The organism is Ciceribacter lividus (assembly GCF_003337715.1).
In the GTDB taxonomy this organism is placed as follows: domain Bacteria; phylum Pseudomonadota; class Alphaproteobacteria; order Rhizobiales; family Rhizobiaceae; genus Allorhizobium; species Allorhizobium lividum.
This window is the reverse complement of the sequence record NZ_QPIX01000008.1, coordinates 197,707-213,212: the sequence shown is the minus strand read 5'-3', so window position 1 is coordinate 213,212 and position 15,506 is coordinate 197,707. Positions and strand designations below refer to the sequence as shown.

Below are 15,506 nucleotides of genomic sequence, written 5' to 3'. Positions count from 1 at the left end.
ATCATCCGTGAATGCGCTATCCTTGTCAAGTATCAAGAGGAGAGAGCATTGACAGACGGGCAGAAACCTTCGGAACGCAGGCGCGGTCGGCCGAAGAAGGGCAAGGAACTGGACGTTGATGCGCTGTTCGACGCTGCGGTCGCCAATTTCGCGGAATGGGGTTTCGAACGCGCGTCGCTCAGAAAGATCGCCGGACAGGCCGGCGTCGATGTCGCGCTGATTTCCTACCGCTATGGCTCGAAACTGGGGCTTTGGACGGCAGTGGTCGATGCCGTCGCAGAGGAGGCCATCACCCGCATCCGTGAGTCGCAGGAACTCTGCCGCGGACTTCCGCCGAATGAACAGATGGAGCGTCTCTGCAGGGAGATGGTCGATCTCGTCGGCGCCCGCCCGCTCTTCGCGCAGCTCCTGATCAGCGAAATCATGACGAACGCGGACAGCGAGCGAAAAGCGCTGATCGAAGAGCGGCTCGCCCGCCCCGTTTTTGATCTGCTCCTCGGGTGCGTCAGGACGATCCGGGGACCGGATGAGGGCCCCGCGGACGTCGATATGGGCCTCTCGCTGATTGCGGCAATGTCCATGATCGGCGCTGTCATCTCGACGCAGAGCTTCTTTCGGCGGCTGATGCCGTCCTCAAGTGGCGACCAGCAACTGTTCACGCAGTTGGCCGTTCTGATGCGTCGGCTGCTCTGACGGGCGCTGCGCGGTTGTGGACCGGCGGCGAGCTTGGCTGACGCTCGAACAGCCCGCGCGATCAGCGCGAATGCAGGCTGGTACCTCCGGCTTCTTCGGGGGAGAGGGCGTCGCAGTTCCACCCCTCAAACGACGATCAGACGCAATCGACAAATCGGGATTTCGAATACGATGAAGTCTCTGGGGCAGGATCTTGGGTCCTGCTGCTACCGACCCGGTGGCGGACCGCCTGGGATTTCCTATTTCCGGAGCTCCTTATCTGGAACAGGCAAGCGTTGAGCAGATATATCCCCTCTCCCGGTCGGCGTATGTACGCCTCGACCGGGAAATGTGCCGGACCTGGCGCTCATCCCGCAAGCCACATGCGCGGTCGTCTGTGACCGACGCCATTTTCTTGAAACCTCCTGTCAATGGCGGTGCACTGGTCACCCGCAAAACGCGACCCGCGGCTGCAGACGAGCCGAGAGTTTTAGTCTGTGCGCGTGCAGGGCAGCGGGTCCAGGCGGTACCCCGCTGCGAAACAAATGCCGCAATGAAGAGGGAACGGACATGAAACATCTTCTTGCTTCCACCTGCCTTGTCGCGGGCATGTTGGCCATGACGGGAGCGGCGCGCCGAATGCGGTGATGTTACCATTGCCAGCATGAACTGGCAGAGCGCCGAGGTGCTCGCTGCGGTCGACAAGTTCATCCTGACGGAGGGTTACGGTTGTAACGCCGAAGTCATCGTCGGTGACACCGTGCCGACCATCACTTCGATGGTGGAAAAGGGCGAGCCGGATCTGGCTCCCGAAGGCTGGGTCGATCTGTTGCCGGACGTCGTCAACCGTGGACTCGAGGAAGGCAAGCGCGTTGGCGCCGCCGCCGCGCTTTCCGATGCCGCCGTCCAGGGCTGGTGGATGCCGAAATATGTCGCCGATGCCAACCCGGACATCAAGACGATCGACGACGCCTTCAAGCATCCCGAACTGTTCCCGGATCCGGAAGACAAGAACAAGGGTGCCGTTCACAACGGGCCGCAGGGTTGGGGCGGCACCGTCGTGACCAGTCAGCTCTACAAGGGCTATGGTGGGGAAGCTGCAAACTTTACGCTGGTCGACACGGGCTCGGCGGCCGGTCTCGACGGTTCGATTGCCAAGGCCTACGAACGCAAGGAAGGCTGGCTCGGCTATTACTGGGCTCCGACGGCCTTGCTCGGCAAATACGAGATGGTCAAGCTCGAGCATGGCGTTCCCCATGACGCGGCGGAATCGAAGCGCTGCAATACCGTTGCCGATTGCCCGGATCCGAAGAAGAACGACTGGCCGAAGGACAAGGTCCAGACGCTGGTGACCAAAGCCTTCGCCGAGCAGCAAGGCCGAGATCATGGCCCCGGAGCGTCCCAGACCGTCGAGCGGAACCCCGTGGGCAGCTACCGGCTCTTCCGGATCGGCGATGCGATTGCGGCCCGCAACACCCATGCCGCGATCTACGATGGGCTACGCCTTGCCAAGAATTTCTGAGGTCGATCCGGGAGCGATGCTGCGATGAACGGCTGGTTGACTGCTTGGATGTCCTCCGACCCCGGCGCCGTCCGTATTGACGACCGCCATCTCCGGGCGCATGGATTTGGGAGGCGGTGAGCGATGAACGGAAAAGCTGGATTTGAAGGACGGAACGAACCATTGATCACTGTTCCTCCGCACGCATCGCCAGCAAGAGAAGATGTGATGGGACAGACCGGTCAGCTCCGCGCGTCGGACAGGGCATCGCCGGTGCCCCGCCTGAGAATTGGCTTTGTTCTCGCGAGGTCTTTCACCCTGTCGGCCTTCGCGCTCTTTGTCGATACCCTTCGACTGGCCAGCGATCAGCTCGACCGGTCGGGCAGGGTTCTGGCAGACTGGCAAGTTCTCGGCAGCACGCGGCACCTGATCAGCTCGAGTTGCGGAATTCAGGTCGCTCCCACCTCCGACTTCGTCGACCCACGGCAGTTCGACTATATCGCTGTGGTGGGCGGGCTTTTGAGCGTCAAACAACCGGTCGACAATGAAACCGTGCAGTTTCTCAAGGACGCCGCGGCAAAGCGGGTGCCGTTGATCGGTCTCTGCACGGGAACCTTCATCCTGGCGGATGCCGGCCTGATGAAGGGACATCCGACCTGCGTGAGCTGGCTTCACTACCAGGAGTTCCGCGAACGTTTCCCCGATCTCGAAGTCCGGGCGGACCGGTTGTTCAACCTGGACCGCAGGCGTGGCTCGTGTGCGGGGGGAAGCAGTGCTGCCGACCTCGCTGCCGCCCTTGTGAGGCGGCACATCAGCCGGGATGCGGAGCGCAATGCGCTCGAGGTCCTGCAGATCGAGAAAGCCCGCACCCAGTTCGACATCCAGACGCGGCAGCCGCTACGCGAGCATATCAGTGATCCGCGTGTCGCGGCCGTCCTGATAACCATGGAGCAGCACATCGAGGCGGGGATCGCGATTGAGAAACTCGCGGCATCGGTTGGTCTTTCCAGACGGCAACTCGAGCGCGTGTTCCAGGAGAAGGCGAAGATGTCGCCCGCTATGGCATTCCGCCGTCTTCGCATGGAGCGTGCGCGGCAGATCCTGCTTGCCAGCGAGAAGCCCATCATCGAAGTCGCCTTGGACGTCGGCTTTGCGAGCACCTCCCATTTCACGAGGGAATTTCGGCGGACCTTTGATCGAACACCCGCTGAAGTCCGGAATTCTGCAGCCCGCGAGCGGAGAGAGATGAGCAAGACCGCGGCTCGCCGGTGAGGCTAGAGCCCAAGTCGGCGCCTTCGTATCCCGTCACCGTGGCGCAGTGGTCCCGCGACCACATCAACCGCCAGCGATGCGAGTTTTTGACTAAGCCGTCCATTGTGGTAGCCTCGTAGACGTCCCGCCGTGGGAGCGGCGGGGCTGGGAGGAACAGGATGAAACCGACGCTTGCTCGGCGCGCTTTCTTGCGCGGTTGCGCCGCATGTGCGGGTGCGCTCGCGCCCGACCTGGGTTTCGCGGAAGCGGACGAACTCCGGTTCGGCCTGACGCCGGTCTTCCTGACGTCTGACCTCGAGCTGCTTTCAAGACTGAAGATATACTTGGAAAGGGCAACGGGCCGGCGGGTGAAGATGATTACCCGCAGAACCTACCAGGAGATCACGTCGATGCTGATCTCGCGGGAGTTGGACGCTGCCTGGATCTGCGGCTATCCTTTCGTGGCAAATGCCGAGCAACTGGCTCTGGTCGCGGTGCCTATCTGGCGAGGCAAACCGCTTTACCAGTCCTATCTCATTGCCGGCAAGGGCAGGAACGTCCGTTCGCTGATCGAGCTCAAGGGCGATATCCATGCTTTCTCCGACCCGGACTCGAATTCGGGCTACCTCGTGACTGCCGCAGAGATGGCGGCGCTCGGAACAAGCCCCGACCGCTTCTTCAGCCGGGCCTTCTTTACCTACGGTCACAGGAACGTCGTGAGAGCGGTGGACACCGGCCTGGCTGCCAGCGGCAGTGTCGACGGGTACATCTACGAAGTCCTCAAGGAGACCGAGCCTGACCTCGTGGCTGGGACGGAGGTGGTGAGAAAGTCCACCTGGCTGGGTTTTCCGCCGATCGCCTGTCCCGCGTCACTCGATCGCGCTCCCGTGACGATGGCGCTGCGCGATGCCCTCGCCCGAATGCCCGACGATCCGGATGGGCGAGCCGTCCTCGCCATGCTGCGGCTCGACGGTTTTCGCGAGGAGCCGGCTGCGCTCTACGCGCCGATTGCCGAGCTCATGCGAAGCCTGGGGGTATCGCGGGGATGAACCGGGCCTTGCCTCTATCGCTCAAGGTGCCCGCGGTCGCCGCCGCGTTTCTGATTGTCGTGTCCGTGTTCATCTCGCAGCAGGTCCTTGCCAGGCTCGAAACGATCCAGTCCGAGCACCTGAGAACCCTGGCGACCGTGCATCTGGACGGATTGACCTCGGCATTGTCAGACGCAGTCCTGCGTGAGGACGTGTGGGAAGCGTTTGCGATCCTCGATCGCTCCCGGCAGGGAATGAAGGGGGTGAAGGCCCTCGAGACCGTCGTCGCCAATACGGAGGGCAGGGTCATCGCCGCGAGTGACCCGAAAGCACTTTCGACCGGCGCAACGATCCCGACCGACTACCGGCGCGTCATCGATAACCCCGAACGCTTCCTGATGGACGAAGCATCCGCGCGAGCCTTTGCGCGGCGCGACATTGTCTACAACGGGCAGGTGATCGGTACGGTGCTCGCAAAGCTCGACATCGCCGCACTGCTCGCCGACAGAATGCGGGTGCTGACGGCACTGGTCGCGACAAACGCGGTACTGACGCTCATCGCCGTCGTCGTGGCCTGGCTGACGGTCCGGCGCATGATGCGGCCGGTCGATGTGCTGACGGGGCATTTGGAGGACAGTGCCTCGCCGACGCACGAACCGATCGCCGATGCCGAGATCAAGCGCGCTGGCTCGGAGTTTCGGCGTCTGTTTCGGGCGTATAACGCGATGGTTGCCGGCCTCGACGAACGGGACCAGCTCGAGCGAAAGATCGCCGAAGAGGAGCGCCTTGCGAGCCTCGGCCGTCTGGCGTCCAGCATGGCGCACGAGATCAACAATCCTCTCGGTGGCATATTCAACGCGCTGGACACGCTCAAGCATCACGGCGACAGGCCCGAGGTGCAGCTCAAGTCGCTCTCCCTCATCGAGCGCGGATTGAAGGGAATACGGGACGTCGTCCGGTCGACGCTGATGACCTGGCAGGTCAATCGCGAGAGCCGCCCACTCGAAATCCAGGACTTCGAAGACCTGCGTATCCTCGCCGGGCCAGACAGCCGCCATCGCGATCTCGAACTGGACTGGGACGTGCAGTTGGACGGAACTGCGGACATTCCCGCTTCCGAGGTCCGTCAGATCGTCCTGAACTTGCTGCTGAACGCGTGCCGCGCTTCGGAGACCGGCGGCCGTGTGACCCTGCGCGTTCGCCTGTCGGAAACGGGCCTCGTCGTGGAGGTCATCGACGAGGGTCCCGGAATGCCGGACTACGCGGTCAGGACCCTGGTCGATTTCGCCGCTGCTCCGAGTCCATTCGCAAGCGGCCACGGGCTCGGGCTCTGGACGACGCGCCGGCTCGTCGACGAACTGGGGGGCAATGTCGGCGTCGACACGAGTGCCGACGGGACGCGCGTGACGGTCTTCCTGCCTCAGACTACCTCGAAGGAACGAAGAGATGCTGCTTGAGAAAATTAGCCTGGGCTTGATCGAGGACGACCCGGTGATGGGCGAGTCGCTGGTCCAGCGGCTCGAGATCGAGGGCGCGACGGTCGAGTGGTGGCGGTCGGTCAGCGCGGCGAGACGTGCAATTGAAAAAGGCGCGCCCAAGGACGTGATCATCTGCGATATCCGTCTCCCTGACGGCTGCGGCGAGGATGTCTTTATCGGGGCCGCCGAGGCGACCAATCCTCCTCCTTTCCTCTTCATGACGGGATATGCCGACGTGGATCAGGCTGTGAGGCTCATTCGCTCGGGCGCCGGTGACTATCTGGTGAAGCCGTTCGACATGGCTGATTTCCTCGATCGTGTGATGCGGCTGATCGGAACCAGGACCGGCATGCAGCAGCCGACGCTCGGCGTCTCGGCCGCCATGGCATCCCTCGAGACCCTGCTCCTGCGGATATCGCGGTCGTCTTCGAACGTCCTCATCACGGGCGAGACGGGCGTCGGCAAAGAGGTCTGCGCCCGCTACCTGCATCGGAACTCGGCGGTGGCAGAAGGACCTTTCGTTGCGGTCAATTGCGCGGCGATCCCGGAAGAGCTTCTGGAAAGCGAGCTCTTCGGACACGAGAAAGGCGCGTTCTCCGGTGCGGTGAACCGCCACCTCGGCTATGCGGAAAGGGCCAAGGGCGGCACGCTGTTTCTGGACGAGATCGGCGAGCTCTCGCCGCGCCTCCAGTCGAAGCTGCTTCGACTGATCGACAGCCGGACCTTCAGTCGCGTCGGTGGAGAGGCCACGATCCAGTTCGAGGGGCGGCTTCTGTGCGCCACCAACGTCGATCTCCGCGAAGCGGTCAGGGCCGGCAGGTTCCGCGAGGACCTGTTCTATCGGATAAATGTCGTTGCCGTCGAAGTTCCGCCGCTCCGCGCCCGCCCGGACGACGTGATCTGGCTTGCCGAGCAGTTCCTTTCCGAGATGGCGGATCAGCAGGAGCAAAGTCCCGCCGGTCTGTCGGAGCTCGCTGCACGGGCATTGAAGAGGCACACCTGGCCCGGCAATGTTCGCGAGCTTCGCAATCGCATAGAACGCGCCACGCTCCTTGCGCTTGGCCCCTGGATCATGCCGGGAGATCTCTTTCCCGAGCTTGCAACGGCAGGCGGAACCGAGTGGCCGCAGGGCGGAGCGGACTTCGAACCGCTGGATGTGGCGCGAGACGAGGCGGAGCGAAGCCACATCCTGAGGGCGCTGGAAGCGACCGGCGGTGCCATCACGCCTGCAGCCAGACTGCTGCGCATATCGCGCACGACGATGTGGGAGAAGATGCGGCGCCTCAATATTGACGCCCCGGAGACCGAGCGCGCGGTATGATGTTCGGAAACCGGGACGCCCTTGGCCCGGGCATGTTCGGGATTTCGGACACGAGTCCTCGGTAACCGGTCCTCACCCCTGCAAATCCGGCATATTGGAGCCCGGCATGGGCTGGCACGGCCTTTGCAATCCTCTTCTCATCGCATCAGGAGGAGGATTTCATGGTTTGCGACAACATCATTCAGATGGGGCGGCGTCAGTTTCTCCGGGGAGCCGGCGTTGCGGCCGCCACCGCGGCAGCGAGTGCTGCCGTACCTGCGCCGGCTGAGGCAAAGGGCGGGACGCCCGGAGCGCGCGTGGACTATCCGTCCGCGAAGCTCGCCAACGTCAAGGATCTCGCTTCCGGCGAGCCCTTGGATATTTCCTATCCCGACGAGAATTCCCCCGGTGTCTTGCTGAAGCTCGGCACGCAGGTCGAAGGGGGCGTCGGCCCCGACGGCGACATTGTCGCGTTTTCGTCGCTCTGCCCGCACAAGGGGTTCTTCCTGAGCTACTCCGCCGAAGACAAGACCCTGAATTGTCCGGGACACTATTCCCGCTTCGACTGTGAAAAGGCGGGCCAGCAGGTGTGGGGCCACGCCACGCAGAACCTGCCGCAGTTCACTCTGCGCGTCGACGACAAGGGCGACATCTACGCCGAGGGCGTGGACGAGCTGATCTACGGCCGTCTGTCGAACGTGCTCTGAGGAGAAACAGCCATGACATTCAAACGTCAAATCGACCGTCTCCCCATCGTCCCGGCGGATGCCAAGGAGCACAACGTCACCTGTCACTACTGCATCGTCGGATGCGGCTACAAGGCCCTGACCTGGGACATCAACCGTCAGGGCGGTACCGACCCGAAACAGAACAAGTTCGGCGTCGACCTCGCGAGCCAGCAGGAAGCGGAGACCGAAGCCTGGTATGCCCCGTCGATGTACAACATCGTCAAGCAGAACGGCCGCGACGTTCATCTGGTGATCAAGCCCGATAGAGCCTGCGACGTCAATTCCGGGCTCGGGTCGATCCGCGGTGCCCGCATGGCGGAGAACCATCCGTCGCAGGCCCGCAACACGCAACAACAGCGCCTTACCGAGCCGATGGTCTGGCGTTACGGCGAAATGCAGCCGACGAGCTGGGACGACGCGCTCGACCTGGTCGCCCGCGTGACCGCTGCCGTGATCGACGAGCAGGGCGAGGACGGGTTGTTCGTCTCCATGTTCGACCACGGCGGATCGGCGGGCGGCTACGAAAACACCTGGGGCACGGGCAAGCTCTATTTCGGGGCGATGAAGATCAAGAACGTTCGTATCCACAATCGCCCGGCCTACAACTCGGAGGTCCATGCGACGCGCGACATGGGCGTCGGCGAGCTCAACAACTGCTATGAGGACGCAGAGCTCGCCGACACGATCATGGTCGTCGGTGCCAACCCGCTGGAAGCCCAGACCAACTACTTCCTCAACCACTGGATACCGAACCTGCGCGGTACCACGGTGGACAAGAAGCAAAAGGAGTTCCCGGGCGAACCCGTCGAGCAGGGCCGGATCATCATCGTCGATCCACGTCGGACGGTGACCGTTGCGGCGTGCGAGGCGGAGGCGGGCAAGGACCGCGTGCTGCATCTGGCGATCGAGCCGGGCACCGACCTGGTGCTGTTCAACACGCTCTTCACCTACATCGCCGACAAGGGCTGGGTGGACAAGGCGTTCATCGACGCTCACACGCATCAGGAGTCGGCTGAAGGTCCGGCACTCATCGCACGCCCGGGGAGTGCCGAGGCCGACAAGGGCCACGCCCTGACGGGCTTCAAGGAGGCGCTCGAGACCAATCGTGTTTCTCTTGCCGAAGGGGCGAAGATCACCGGGCTTGCCGAGGCAGACATCGTCAAGGCGGCCGAATGGATTGCCAGCCCCAAGGAAGGTGGCAAGCGCCGCCGGACCATGATCGGCTATGAAAAGGGCCTTATCTGGGGCAACGACAACTACCGGACCAATGGTGCGCTGGTGAACATCGCGCTGGCGACGGGCAATGTCGGCCAGCCGGGCGGCGGCGTCGTCCGCCTCGGCGGGCATCAGGAAGGCTATGTACGGCCGTCTGACGCCCATGTCGGACGGCCGGCGGCCTATGTCGACAAGCTGTTGATCGAGGGCAGGGGCGGCGTTCACCACATCTGGGCCTGCGACCACTACAAGACCACGCTGAACGCGATGAAGTTCAAGCAGGTCTACAAGCGGCGGACCGACATGGTGAAAGATGCCATGAACTCGGTTCCCTATGGGGACCGGGAGGCGATGGTTGCGGCGATCGTTCAGGCCATCCGCCAGGGCGGCCTCTTCTCCGTCGACGTCGATATCGTCCCGAGCCAGATCGGGCAGGCAAGCCATGTCTGGCTGCCGGCAGCGATTTCAGGCGAAATGAACCTGACTTCGATGAACGGCGAGCGCCGCATGCGTCTCACCGAGCGCTACATGGACCCGCCGGGGCAGGCAAAGCCCGACTGTCTCATCGCGGCCGGTCTGGCCCAGAATCTCGAACGGGTGTTCCGCGAAAGCGGGAAAGCCGGCTATGCCGACCAGTTCAAGGGCTTCGACTGGGCGACAGAGGAGGATGCGTTCAAGGACGGCTACATGCAGCATGCCGGCGGCGGGGAGTTCGTGACCTACGACCGCCTGCGGACCATGGGCAACAACGGCTTCCACGAACCCGCGACCGGATTTGAGAACGGCCAGATCGTCGGAACCAAACGGCTCTATACCGACGGCAAGTTCTCAACCGACGACGGCAAGGCGCGGTTCCTGGCCGCTCCCTGGCGCGGCTGGGCGGCACCGGGCAAGGCGGAACAGCAGGCGAAGTATTCCTTCCTGATCAACAACGGCCGCGCCAACATCGTTTGGCAGAACGCGTTCATGGATCAGGCGAACGACTTCGTCATGGACCGGATGCCCTATCCCGTCCTCCAGATGAATCCGGAAGACATGAAGGAACTCTCGCTTGCGGAAGGCGATCTCGTCGAGATCTACAACGACGCCGGCGCGACCCAGGCGATCGTCTATCCGACGGCAACCGCCAAGCGGAAGCACACCTTCATGTTGTTCGGCTATCCGACGGGCGTCCAGGGCAACGTCATCAACGCAGGCGTCAACGAACTCGTCATCCCGAACTACAAGCATACCTGGGCCGATATCCGCAAGATATCGTCGGCCCCGGCCAACGTGAAAGGCCTGAGCTTCAAGGACATGGAGTATCGGGTCTGAGCGAGGGGACGCGGGGCTTGCGCGCCCCGCGTCCCGAAGGTCTTGGGGGAGGAGGAACGTCATGAAGCAGGCAACGCATACGCCGATCTACGCGATCAGGCGCGATGATCCGGAGGCTGCAGATCATATCGTCGCGGACATGCTCGACTTCGCCAGAAGTCTCGGCATCCTCGTTACCGGGGTGGTCCAAAAGAACATTCGCCGGACGGACCGTGTGCACAACGATATGCATCTGGTTTCGATCGACAGCTGCAACGAGTACAGGATTTCCGAGGACCGGGGAAAGTTCTCGGCCGGCTGCCGTCTCGACCGCGATCTGATTGCCCGGGCGGCGCTGGACGTTGAGCGAGCCCTCATGACCGGTACACCGCAGCTTCTCGTGCTGAACAAGTTCGGCAAGGCCGAGGAAGAGGGTGGCGGCATGCGGCAGGCGATCGCCATGGCGACGGAAGCCGACATTCCGGTTTTCATGAGTGTGGGGCGGCTCTCCCTGGGTTCGCTTCTGGACTTTGCGGGCCCCCTCGTCGAGGTCGCACCGGCGGAGATCACGCCGGCGAGAGCCTGGCTGCTGTCCTGCTTCCCCAAATGGGAACCGGGCATCGATGGGCAGCGGGCGGGGCAGTCGCCTGCGAAAATCCTGAACGGTGAGGTCGGCGCGATCCGTCAATGAAGATGTCGACCATGCGCAGCGCGGTGGCCTGCCATTCGGCCGCACCCGCACATTCGCGCCTCTTGCGTCAGAAACACCTTTCTCGATAAGGCCGGACGGGTGCGGTTCTCCCCAGCGAGCGCGGAGCCTGCAAGCGCGCCATGACAACATGACGGGCCACGAGTAGGGGTTTCCGAGGTCGCCGGCCGATGACCTATTAAGACGACCTACCTACTGGCCCCTTTTCTCTCAGCGGTTCGAATTCGCCTGTGATAACTCGAAACAGACCAGCCCTTGCGGGCCGCTTTTCCTCGCCTGCCCGGCTATTTCAGCACGGCCGAGACGGACGCGATGATTTCAGCGGCGTCCGGAAAGTGCCCCTTGATACGCTTGGCCACGATCTCGCCATCGACGCGAACTTCGAAGATGCCGCCCTTTCCGGCCACGAGATTTGTGGTGACTGACAGTTCGCGTTGGAGTGCGTCGGCCGCCTGTGCGGCCCGCTTTCCATATCCGCACGGATGACAGTAGGTGATCGTGACGTCGGTCATTGCTTCCGTCCCTTTCTTCGATGCCAGAGTGAGCTGCAGGGATGTCAAAAGGCTTGGGGCCGATCGGTCCTAAGGCGCGGGGCTGGCCTCGATGCTTGCGATCCATTCGGCAACGGAACGGCCGATGGTTTCGGGGTGGTCTTCCTGCAGGTAATGCGCCCCCGCCCCGAGCTGGACGAGCTGGCAATCGTGCAGCTTTGCGGCAAAGGCCTCGGCGAAGGCCGGGGAAACCAAAGCGCCCGGGTTCCCGGCGAAGAGCAGCTTGGGATAGCGCGAGCTCGCGAGGGCGAGGTGTGCTTGCTCCAGCATTTCATTCACGTCCGCAGGTTCGCCGGCGATGGGCAGTTCGTTCGGAAGGCGCCAGGTAGGCTTTCGTGATTTCAGTGTGGCGAATGGAGCGCGATAGACCGCCATTTCCTCCTCGCTGAGCTTCCTGACGACCGAGCCCGGAAGAACGCGTTCGACAAGCGCATTTCCCTCGATGATCATCCGTTCGCCTTCTCCCGGCGTGCGGAACTTGCGGAACGTCTCACGCGCCGCCTCCACCTGATGAAAATCATCCCAGCTCGCCATCGGCCGGATGAACTCCATAAAGGCGAGGCCACGGACAAAATCCGGCCTGCGAGCAGCCAGATGAAAGGCGAGCGCCGTTCCCCAATCCTGAGCGACGAGATAGGCCGAGCCGATCCCCTCGGCTTTGATGAAGGCGTCGAGGTAGCGGGCGTGATCCACGAAGCGGTAGTCGATGTCGGGCTTGCCCGACTGGCCGAAGCCGATGAGGTCGGGAGCGATGCAACGGGCCACCGGCGCCACGTGCGGCAGGATGTTCCGCCAGATGTAGGACGAGGTCGGATTGCCGTGCAGGAAGAGCGCGACAGGCCCGTTCTCGGAACCGCCTTCCCGGTAGGCGATATGGGAGTCCAATACCGCATGATGAGGGAGATCGATGTCGAATGCCATGCGCTTGACCTTTGCTGACTGGATTCCGATCGACGGGCGGGGCTGGACGGACATTCAGCGCCGCGTCTCTCGAACAGTGTATAATACGGTCGTACGTATTGAGTCAAGCCACAGAGGCCCGGGTCGCGACTGCGTGCTGTGAACATGCGGAACTTCGGTCAGGGACGATCTCGCTCCACTCGCAACTGTGCGCGCGCCGGGCAGCCAGCCGACATTGCGATTTGGATGTTACCGATGAATCCGGCAGGTCGACGCGACAAACCAGATGGATGTCACGAGTGTTTCTTGAAGATCGTGGCAAAAGCGATCTTCTTGAATCGCTCCAGCGCCGTCGCGTTGCGCTCGACTTTCATGCGCAGGATGGCGCCTTCCCACGAAGACAGGAGGAAATCGGCGAGATCTTCCGGAGCAAAGGTGGGATCGATTTCGCCCGCCGACTGCGCCTGCCTGATGCAATCGGCGAACCGGTCGCGCCATTCCAGGAAGATTTCCGACAGGCGCAGGCGCAACATCTCACTGAGCGGCGCTGCCTCCAGACTGAAGTCACCAATCAGACAACCGCGCGAAAACCCGTCCGCCTCCAGCTGACCGGTGATGATGTCGAGATAGCGTTTCAGCCGCTCGCGTGGTGTCAGGCTCTCGTCGTCGAGTGCCGAAGAGACAAGGGTCCGCACATGCTGGAAATAGACATCCAGAACATCTCGGCTGAACGCTTCCTTTGATCGGAAGTGGTTCGTGAACGAACCCTGAGGTACGCCCGCCTCGGCAACGATATCGCGAACGCTGGCAGCGGCGTAGCCCTTGCGCAGCATGACACGAAGCCCAGCTTCCAGGATATTTTCTTTAAGCGACTTCCTTGCCATGTCGCAATAATGCGGTCGTCCGTATTGAGTGTCAACATGGCGAATAAAGCGAGGAAATCCAAGAGATACAGTTGCCGGCACCGTTTGGGCTAAGCTGCAGCGATCTGTTCCCAGGTCACGGCCGACGAAAGCGCCGGCCGAACCCTGCTTGGGCTCCACCGTTCCATGATTCCTGTCACGACCAGTCGGGCGGGCGGCATCGTTTCATCATTATAATGCATGTGCATGCATAGATATTGACGAGTCGCATTGACCCAATTTAATGCATGCGCACGCAAATATAGTGCGAGATGAGACTGGCCGAAGGGCTGTTGTCGGCAAACTGGCATTCCGGGGAGTTCCCCGGCGCAGTGGCTGCCGCGGGCAATCCACCGACCTGCCGGCACCTGGAGCCATAGCGGCCGTCTCGCTCACGAAAACCGTCTGGCCGGTCGCACATACCGTGCTCGGCACGCCGTTCACGAAAGGAGTAGATGACATGAGCTGGCTATATCTTGGAGTCGCCGTGATCTTCGAGATCGCAGTTGCAATCAGCGCAGGCAATGCAAAGGGGGTCACGCGTCACTGGTGGACCGTCGCCACGCTCGTCAGCGGTGCGATCGCCACCTCTTTCTTGAGCCTCGCGCTGCTCACCTTCAGTGTCGGCGTGGGTTACGCGATCTGGACTTCTGTCGCGGGCGTCGGGATCGTCGTGCTCGGCGCGTTGTTCTTCGAGCAGCCGTTGAGCTGGAGAAAGGTCCTCGGGATCGTTCTCGTCATTGGAGGCGTCGTCGGCCTGCGCCTCAGCGGCGCGGCATAGAAACCCGCCGATCAACTCCATTCGATCTGAAAGGAAAGAGATATGACTGCAACCCTTGAAAAGAACACAAGCAACGGACGCGCCTGGATTATGTTGTTGCTCGCCGGGGGGTTCGAAATCGGCTATGCGCTCAGCGTTGGGGGTAGCCAGGCATTCACGGTGCCGAGTTGGTCGATCGCCGCTTTCGGCTTCTTCCTCCTCACGCTCTACTTTCTGAGCGCTGCCTTGAGAACCATTGACGTCGGGATCGGTTATGCAGTCTGGGCGGGTACCGGCTCCGTTGGCGCGGCAGTCCTCGGCAGCATCCTGCTCGATCAGCCACTCACTCTGGTCCAGACCTTCTGGCTCGCGGTCATCATCGCCGGTGTCGTCTGGTTGAAGCTCGCCGACAGCGCAAAGCTGCAAGCATAGATCTTATGCCTGGAACAGGTGCAATCCTCCTTGCGCGGCTCGTGGAGGAGGTCGTCGCCTTCTCCGTCGATCATGTCGATGAAAGGACATCCTCGGACGCGGTGTTAACCGCGTCCGGGAGCACTGCGACCGCTTGGGCCGGCGTTCAAGCCAAACGTGAAGCCTGTATCCCGCAGACCCGCCGTCCCGGACGGGCAGCGCCTGTTCAGGAAATTTCGCGCCACGCCGCACACGACATGAAGCGAACAGGGTCTTGAGTCAGAACTTGCATGGACATACATTTCAAGAAAGTCTTGATCATGCCCGCAAGGAGTCCGGATTGTTCATGTCGAAGGAAAGTGAATCATGGCTCACCCTGATCCATGCGGTCGCAAGCGTCGAGGCCGATCTCGAGAAGGTCCTGCAGGAGCACCACGGGCTCGGTCTCTCGGAGTATCGAGCACTTGAAATATTGTCGCGTTCGCCGGGATCGGAGCTTCGGATGCAGGTGTTGGCGGCGCATCTCCGCCTGAACCAGAGCTCGGTGTCGCGGATGGTCGAGCGTCTGGAACGTACCGGGCTCGCCATTCGCGATCTCTGCCCCGACGACAAACGCGGCGTTTACGCTGTTCTCACCGAGAAGGGCCGCGCGTGTCTCGAAAACGCGCAACCGGACTACGAGACGGCGCTTGCAGTATCGCTCAAGGAGAACGGGTGTGGAGAACTGCTCGCCGCAAGACAGACCGAGGCGGGTTAAGCAGTCCCGAAACGCGCCGTCCCCGGCGCAAAGACATTCCTGCGGAATCC

Annotated in this window: 14 protein-coding genes and 1 pseudogene; 12 read left to right on the top strand and 3 right to left on the bottom strand. The window is 62.3% G+C overall.

What is annotated here, in order from left to right; genetic code table 11:
* Positions 1–48: 48 nt before the first annotated feature.
* From DFR48_RS15545 to DFR48_RS15505, 9 genes and pseudogenes are all read left to right on the top strand, one after another.
* Entirely contained in the window at positions 49–693 is a 645-nt protein-coding gene (locus tag DFR48_RS15545; RefSeq protein ID WP_170141899.1) for a TetR/AcrR family transcriptional regulator, read from the top strand.
* Between the two features lie 549 nt (positions 694–1,242).
* Positions 1,243–2,050, top strand: a pseudogene (locus DFR48_RS15540) (glycine betaine ABC transporter substrate-binding protein); the annotation flags it as partial.
* Between the two features lie 351 nt (positions 2,051–2,401).
* Complete coding sequence (locus DFR48_RS15535) at positions 2,402–3,445, top strand: GlxA family transcriptional regulator (protein WP_114364102.1); 1,044 nt, start codon at positions 2,402–2,404, stop codon at positions 3,443–3,445.
* A gap of 158 nt (positions 3,446–3,603) precedes the next feature.
* A complete protein-coding gene (locus DFR48_RS15530) occupies positions 3,604–4,473 on the top strand; it encodes a substrate-binding domain-containing protein (RefSeq protein ID WP_114364101.1) in 870 nt (289 codons plus the stop codon).
* Between the two features lie 8 nt (positions 4,474–4,481).
* Positions 4,482–5,909, top strand: a complete 1,428-nt coding sequence (locus DFR48_RS15525) for a sensor histidine kinase (protein ID WP_170141898.1) — start codon at positions 4,482–4,484, stop codon at positions 5,907–5,909.
* Positions 5,899–7,251: a sigma-54-dependent transcriptional regulator gene (locus DFR48_RS15520; RefSeq protein WP_114364098.1), complete on the top strand. Its 1,353-nt coding sequence runs from the start codon at positions 5,899–5,901 to the stop codon at positions 7,249–7,251. The genes DFR48_RS15525 and DFR48_RS15520 overlap by 11 nt, the downstream gene beginning before the upstream one ends.
* Positions 7,252–7,412: 161 nt before the next feature.
* Positions 7,413–7,937, top strand: coding sequence for an arsenate reductase (azurin) small subunit (locus DFR48_RS15515; RefSeq protein ID WP_114364096.1), 525 nt, complete (start codon positions 7,413–7,415; stop codon positions 7,935–7,937).
* 12 nt (positions 7,938–7,949) lie between these two features.
* Positions 7,950–10,487 (top strand): arsenate reductase (azurin) large subunit, encoded by a 2,538-nt coding sequence (locus DFR48_RS15510; RefSeq protein ID WP_114364095.1) that lies wholly within the window; start codon positions 7,950–7,952, stop codon positions 10,485–10,487.
* A 61-nt stretch (positions 10,488–10,548) separates the two neighbouring features.
* On the top strand, positions 10,549–11,157 hold the full coding sequence (locus tag DFR48_RS15505; RefSeq protein ID WP_114364093.1) for a DUF2478 domain-containing protein: 609 nt from the start codon (positions 10,549–10,551) through the stop codon (positions 11,155–11,157).
* 302 nt (positions 11,158–11,459) lie between these two features.
* On the opposite strand, the gene DFR48_RS15500 is transcribed toward DFR48_RS15505, so the two are convergent.
* The 3 genes from DFR48_RS15500 to DFR48_RS15490 form a co-directional block, all read right to left on the bottom strand.
* Complete coding sequence (locus DFR48_RS15500; protein WP_114364091.1) at positions 11,460–11,687, bottom strand: SelT/SelW/SelH family protein; 228 nt, start codon at positions 11,685–11,687, stop codon at positions 11,460–11,462.
* Between the two features lie 69 nt (positions 11,688–11,756).
* A complete protein-coding gene (locus DFR48_RS15495; RefSeq protein ID WP_114364174.1) occupies positions 11,757–12,647 on the bottom strand; it encodes a haloalkane dehalogenase in 891 nt (296 codons plus the stop codon).
* A 272-nt stretch (positions 12,648–12,919) separates the two neighbouring features.
* Entirely contained in the window at positions 12,920–13,510 is a 591-nt protein-coding gene (locus DFR48_RS15490; protein WP_114364089.1) for a TetR/AcrR family transcriptional regulator, read from the bottom strand.
* Positions 13,511–13,988: 478 nt separating this feature from the next.
* On the opposite strand from DFR48_RS15490, the gene DFR48_RS15485 reads away from it, so the two are divergent.
* From DFR48_RS15485 to DFR48_RS15475, 3 genes are all read left to right on the top strand, one after another.
* Entirely contained in the window at positions 13,989–14,309 is a 321-nt protein-coding gene (locus tag DFR48_RS15485; RefSeq protein ID WP_114364087.1) for a DMT family transporter, read from the top strand.
* A gap of 42 nt (positions 14,310–14,351) precedes the next feature.
* The gene (locus DFR48_RS15480; protein ID WP_114364086.1) at positions 14,352–14,720 is read left to right on the top strand and encodes a DMT family transporter; all 369 of its coding nucleotides are present in this window, start codon (positions 14,352–14,354) and stop codon (positions 14,718–14,720) included.
* A gap of 325 nt (positions 14,721–15,045) precedes the next feature.
* Entirely contained in the window at positions 15,046–15,456 is a 411-nt protein-coding gene (locus tag DFR48_RS15475) for a MarR family winged helix-turn-helix transcriptional regulator (RefSeq protein WP_114364085.1), read from the top strand.
* Positions 15,457–15,506: the final 50 nt, after the last annotated feature.

Coding starts and splice junctions, on each gene's coding strand:
- DFR48_RS15535 (WP_114364102.1), top strand. CDS start 2,402: ATGGGACAGACCGGTCAGCTCCGCGCGTCGGACAGGGCATCGCCGGTG.
- DFR48_RS15530 (WP_114364101.1), top strand. CDS start 3,604: ATGAAACCGACGCTTGCTCGGCGCGCTTTCTTGCGCGGTTGCGCCGCA.
- DFR48_RS15520 (WP_114364098.1), top strand. CDS start 5,899: ATGCTGCTTGAGAAAATTAGCCTGGGCTTGATCGAGGACGACCCGGTG.
- DFR48_RS15515 (WP_114364096.1), top strand. CDS start 7,413: ATGGTTTGCGACAACATCATTCAGATGGGGCGGCGTCAGTTTCTCCGG.
- DFR48_RS15510 (WP_114364095.1), top strand. CDS start 7,950: ATGACATTCAAACGTCAAATCGACCGTCTCCCCATCGTCCCGGCGGAT.
- DFR48_RS15505 (WP_114364093.1), top strand. CDS start 10,549: ATGAAGCAGGCAACGCATACGCCGATCTACGCGATCAGGCGCGATGAT.
- DFR48_RS15500 (WP_114364091.1), bottom strand. CDS start 11,687: ATGACCGACGTCACGATCACCTACTGTCATCCGTGCGGATATGGAAAG.
- DFR48_RS15495 (WP_114364174.1), bottom strand. CDS start 12,647: ATGGCATTCGACATCGATCTCCCTCATCATGCGGTATTGGACTCCCAT.
- DFR48_RS15490 (WP_114364089.1), bottom strand. CDS start 13,510: ATGGCAAGGAAGTCGCTTAAAGAAAATATCCTGGAAGCTGGGCTTCGT.
- DFR48_RS15485 (WP_114364087.1), top strand. CDS start 13,989: ATGAGCTGGCTATATCTTGGAGTCGCCGTGATCTTCGAGATCGCAGTT.
- DFR48_RS15480 (WP_114364086.1), top strand. CDS start 14,352: ATGACTGCAACCCTTGAAAAGAACACAAGCAACGGACGCGCCTGGATT.
- DFR48_RS15475 (WP_114364085.1), top strand. CDS start 15,046: ATGTCGAAGGAAAGTGAATCATGGCTCACCCTGATCCATGCGGTCGCA.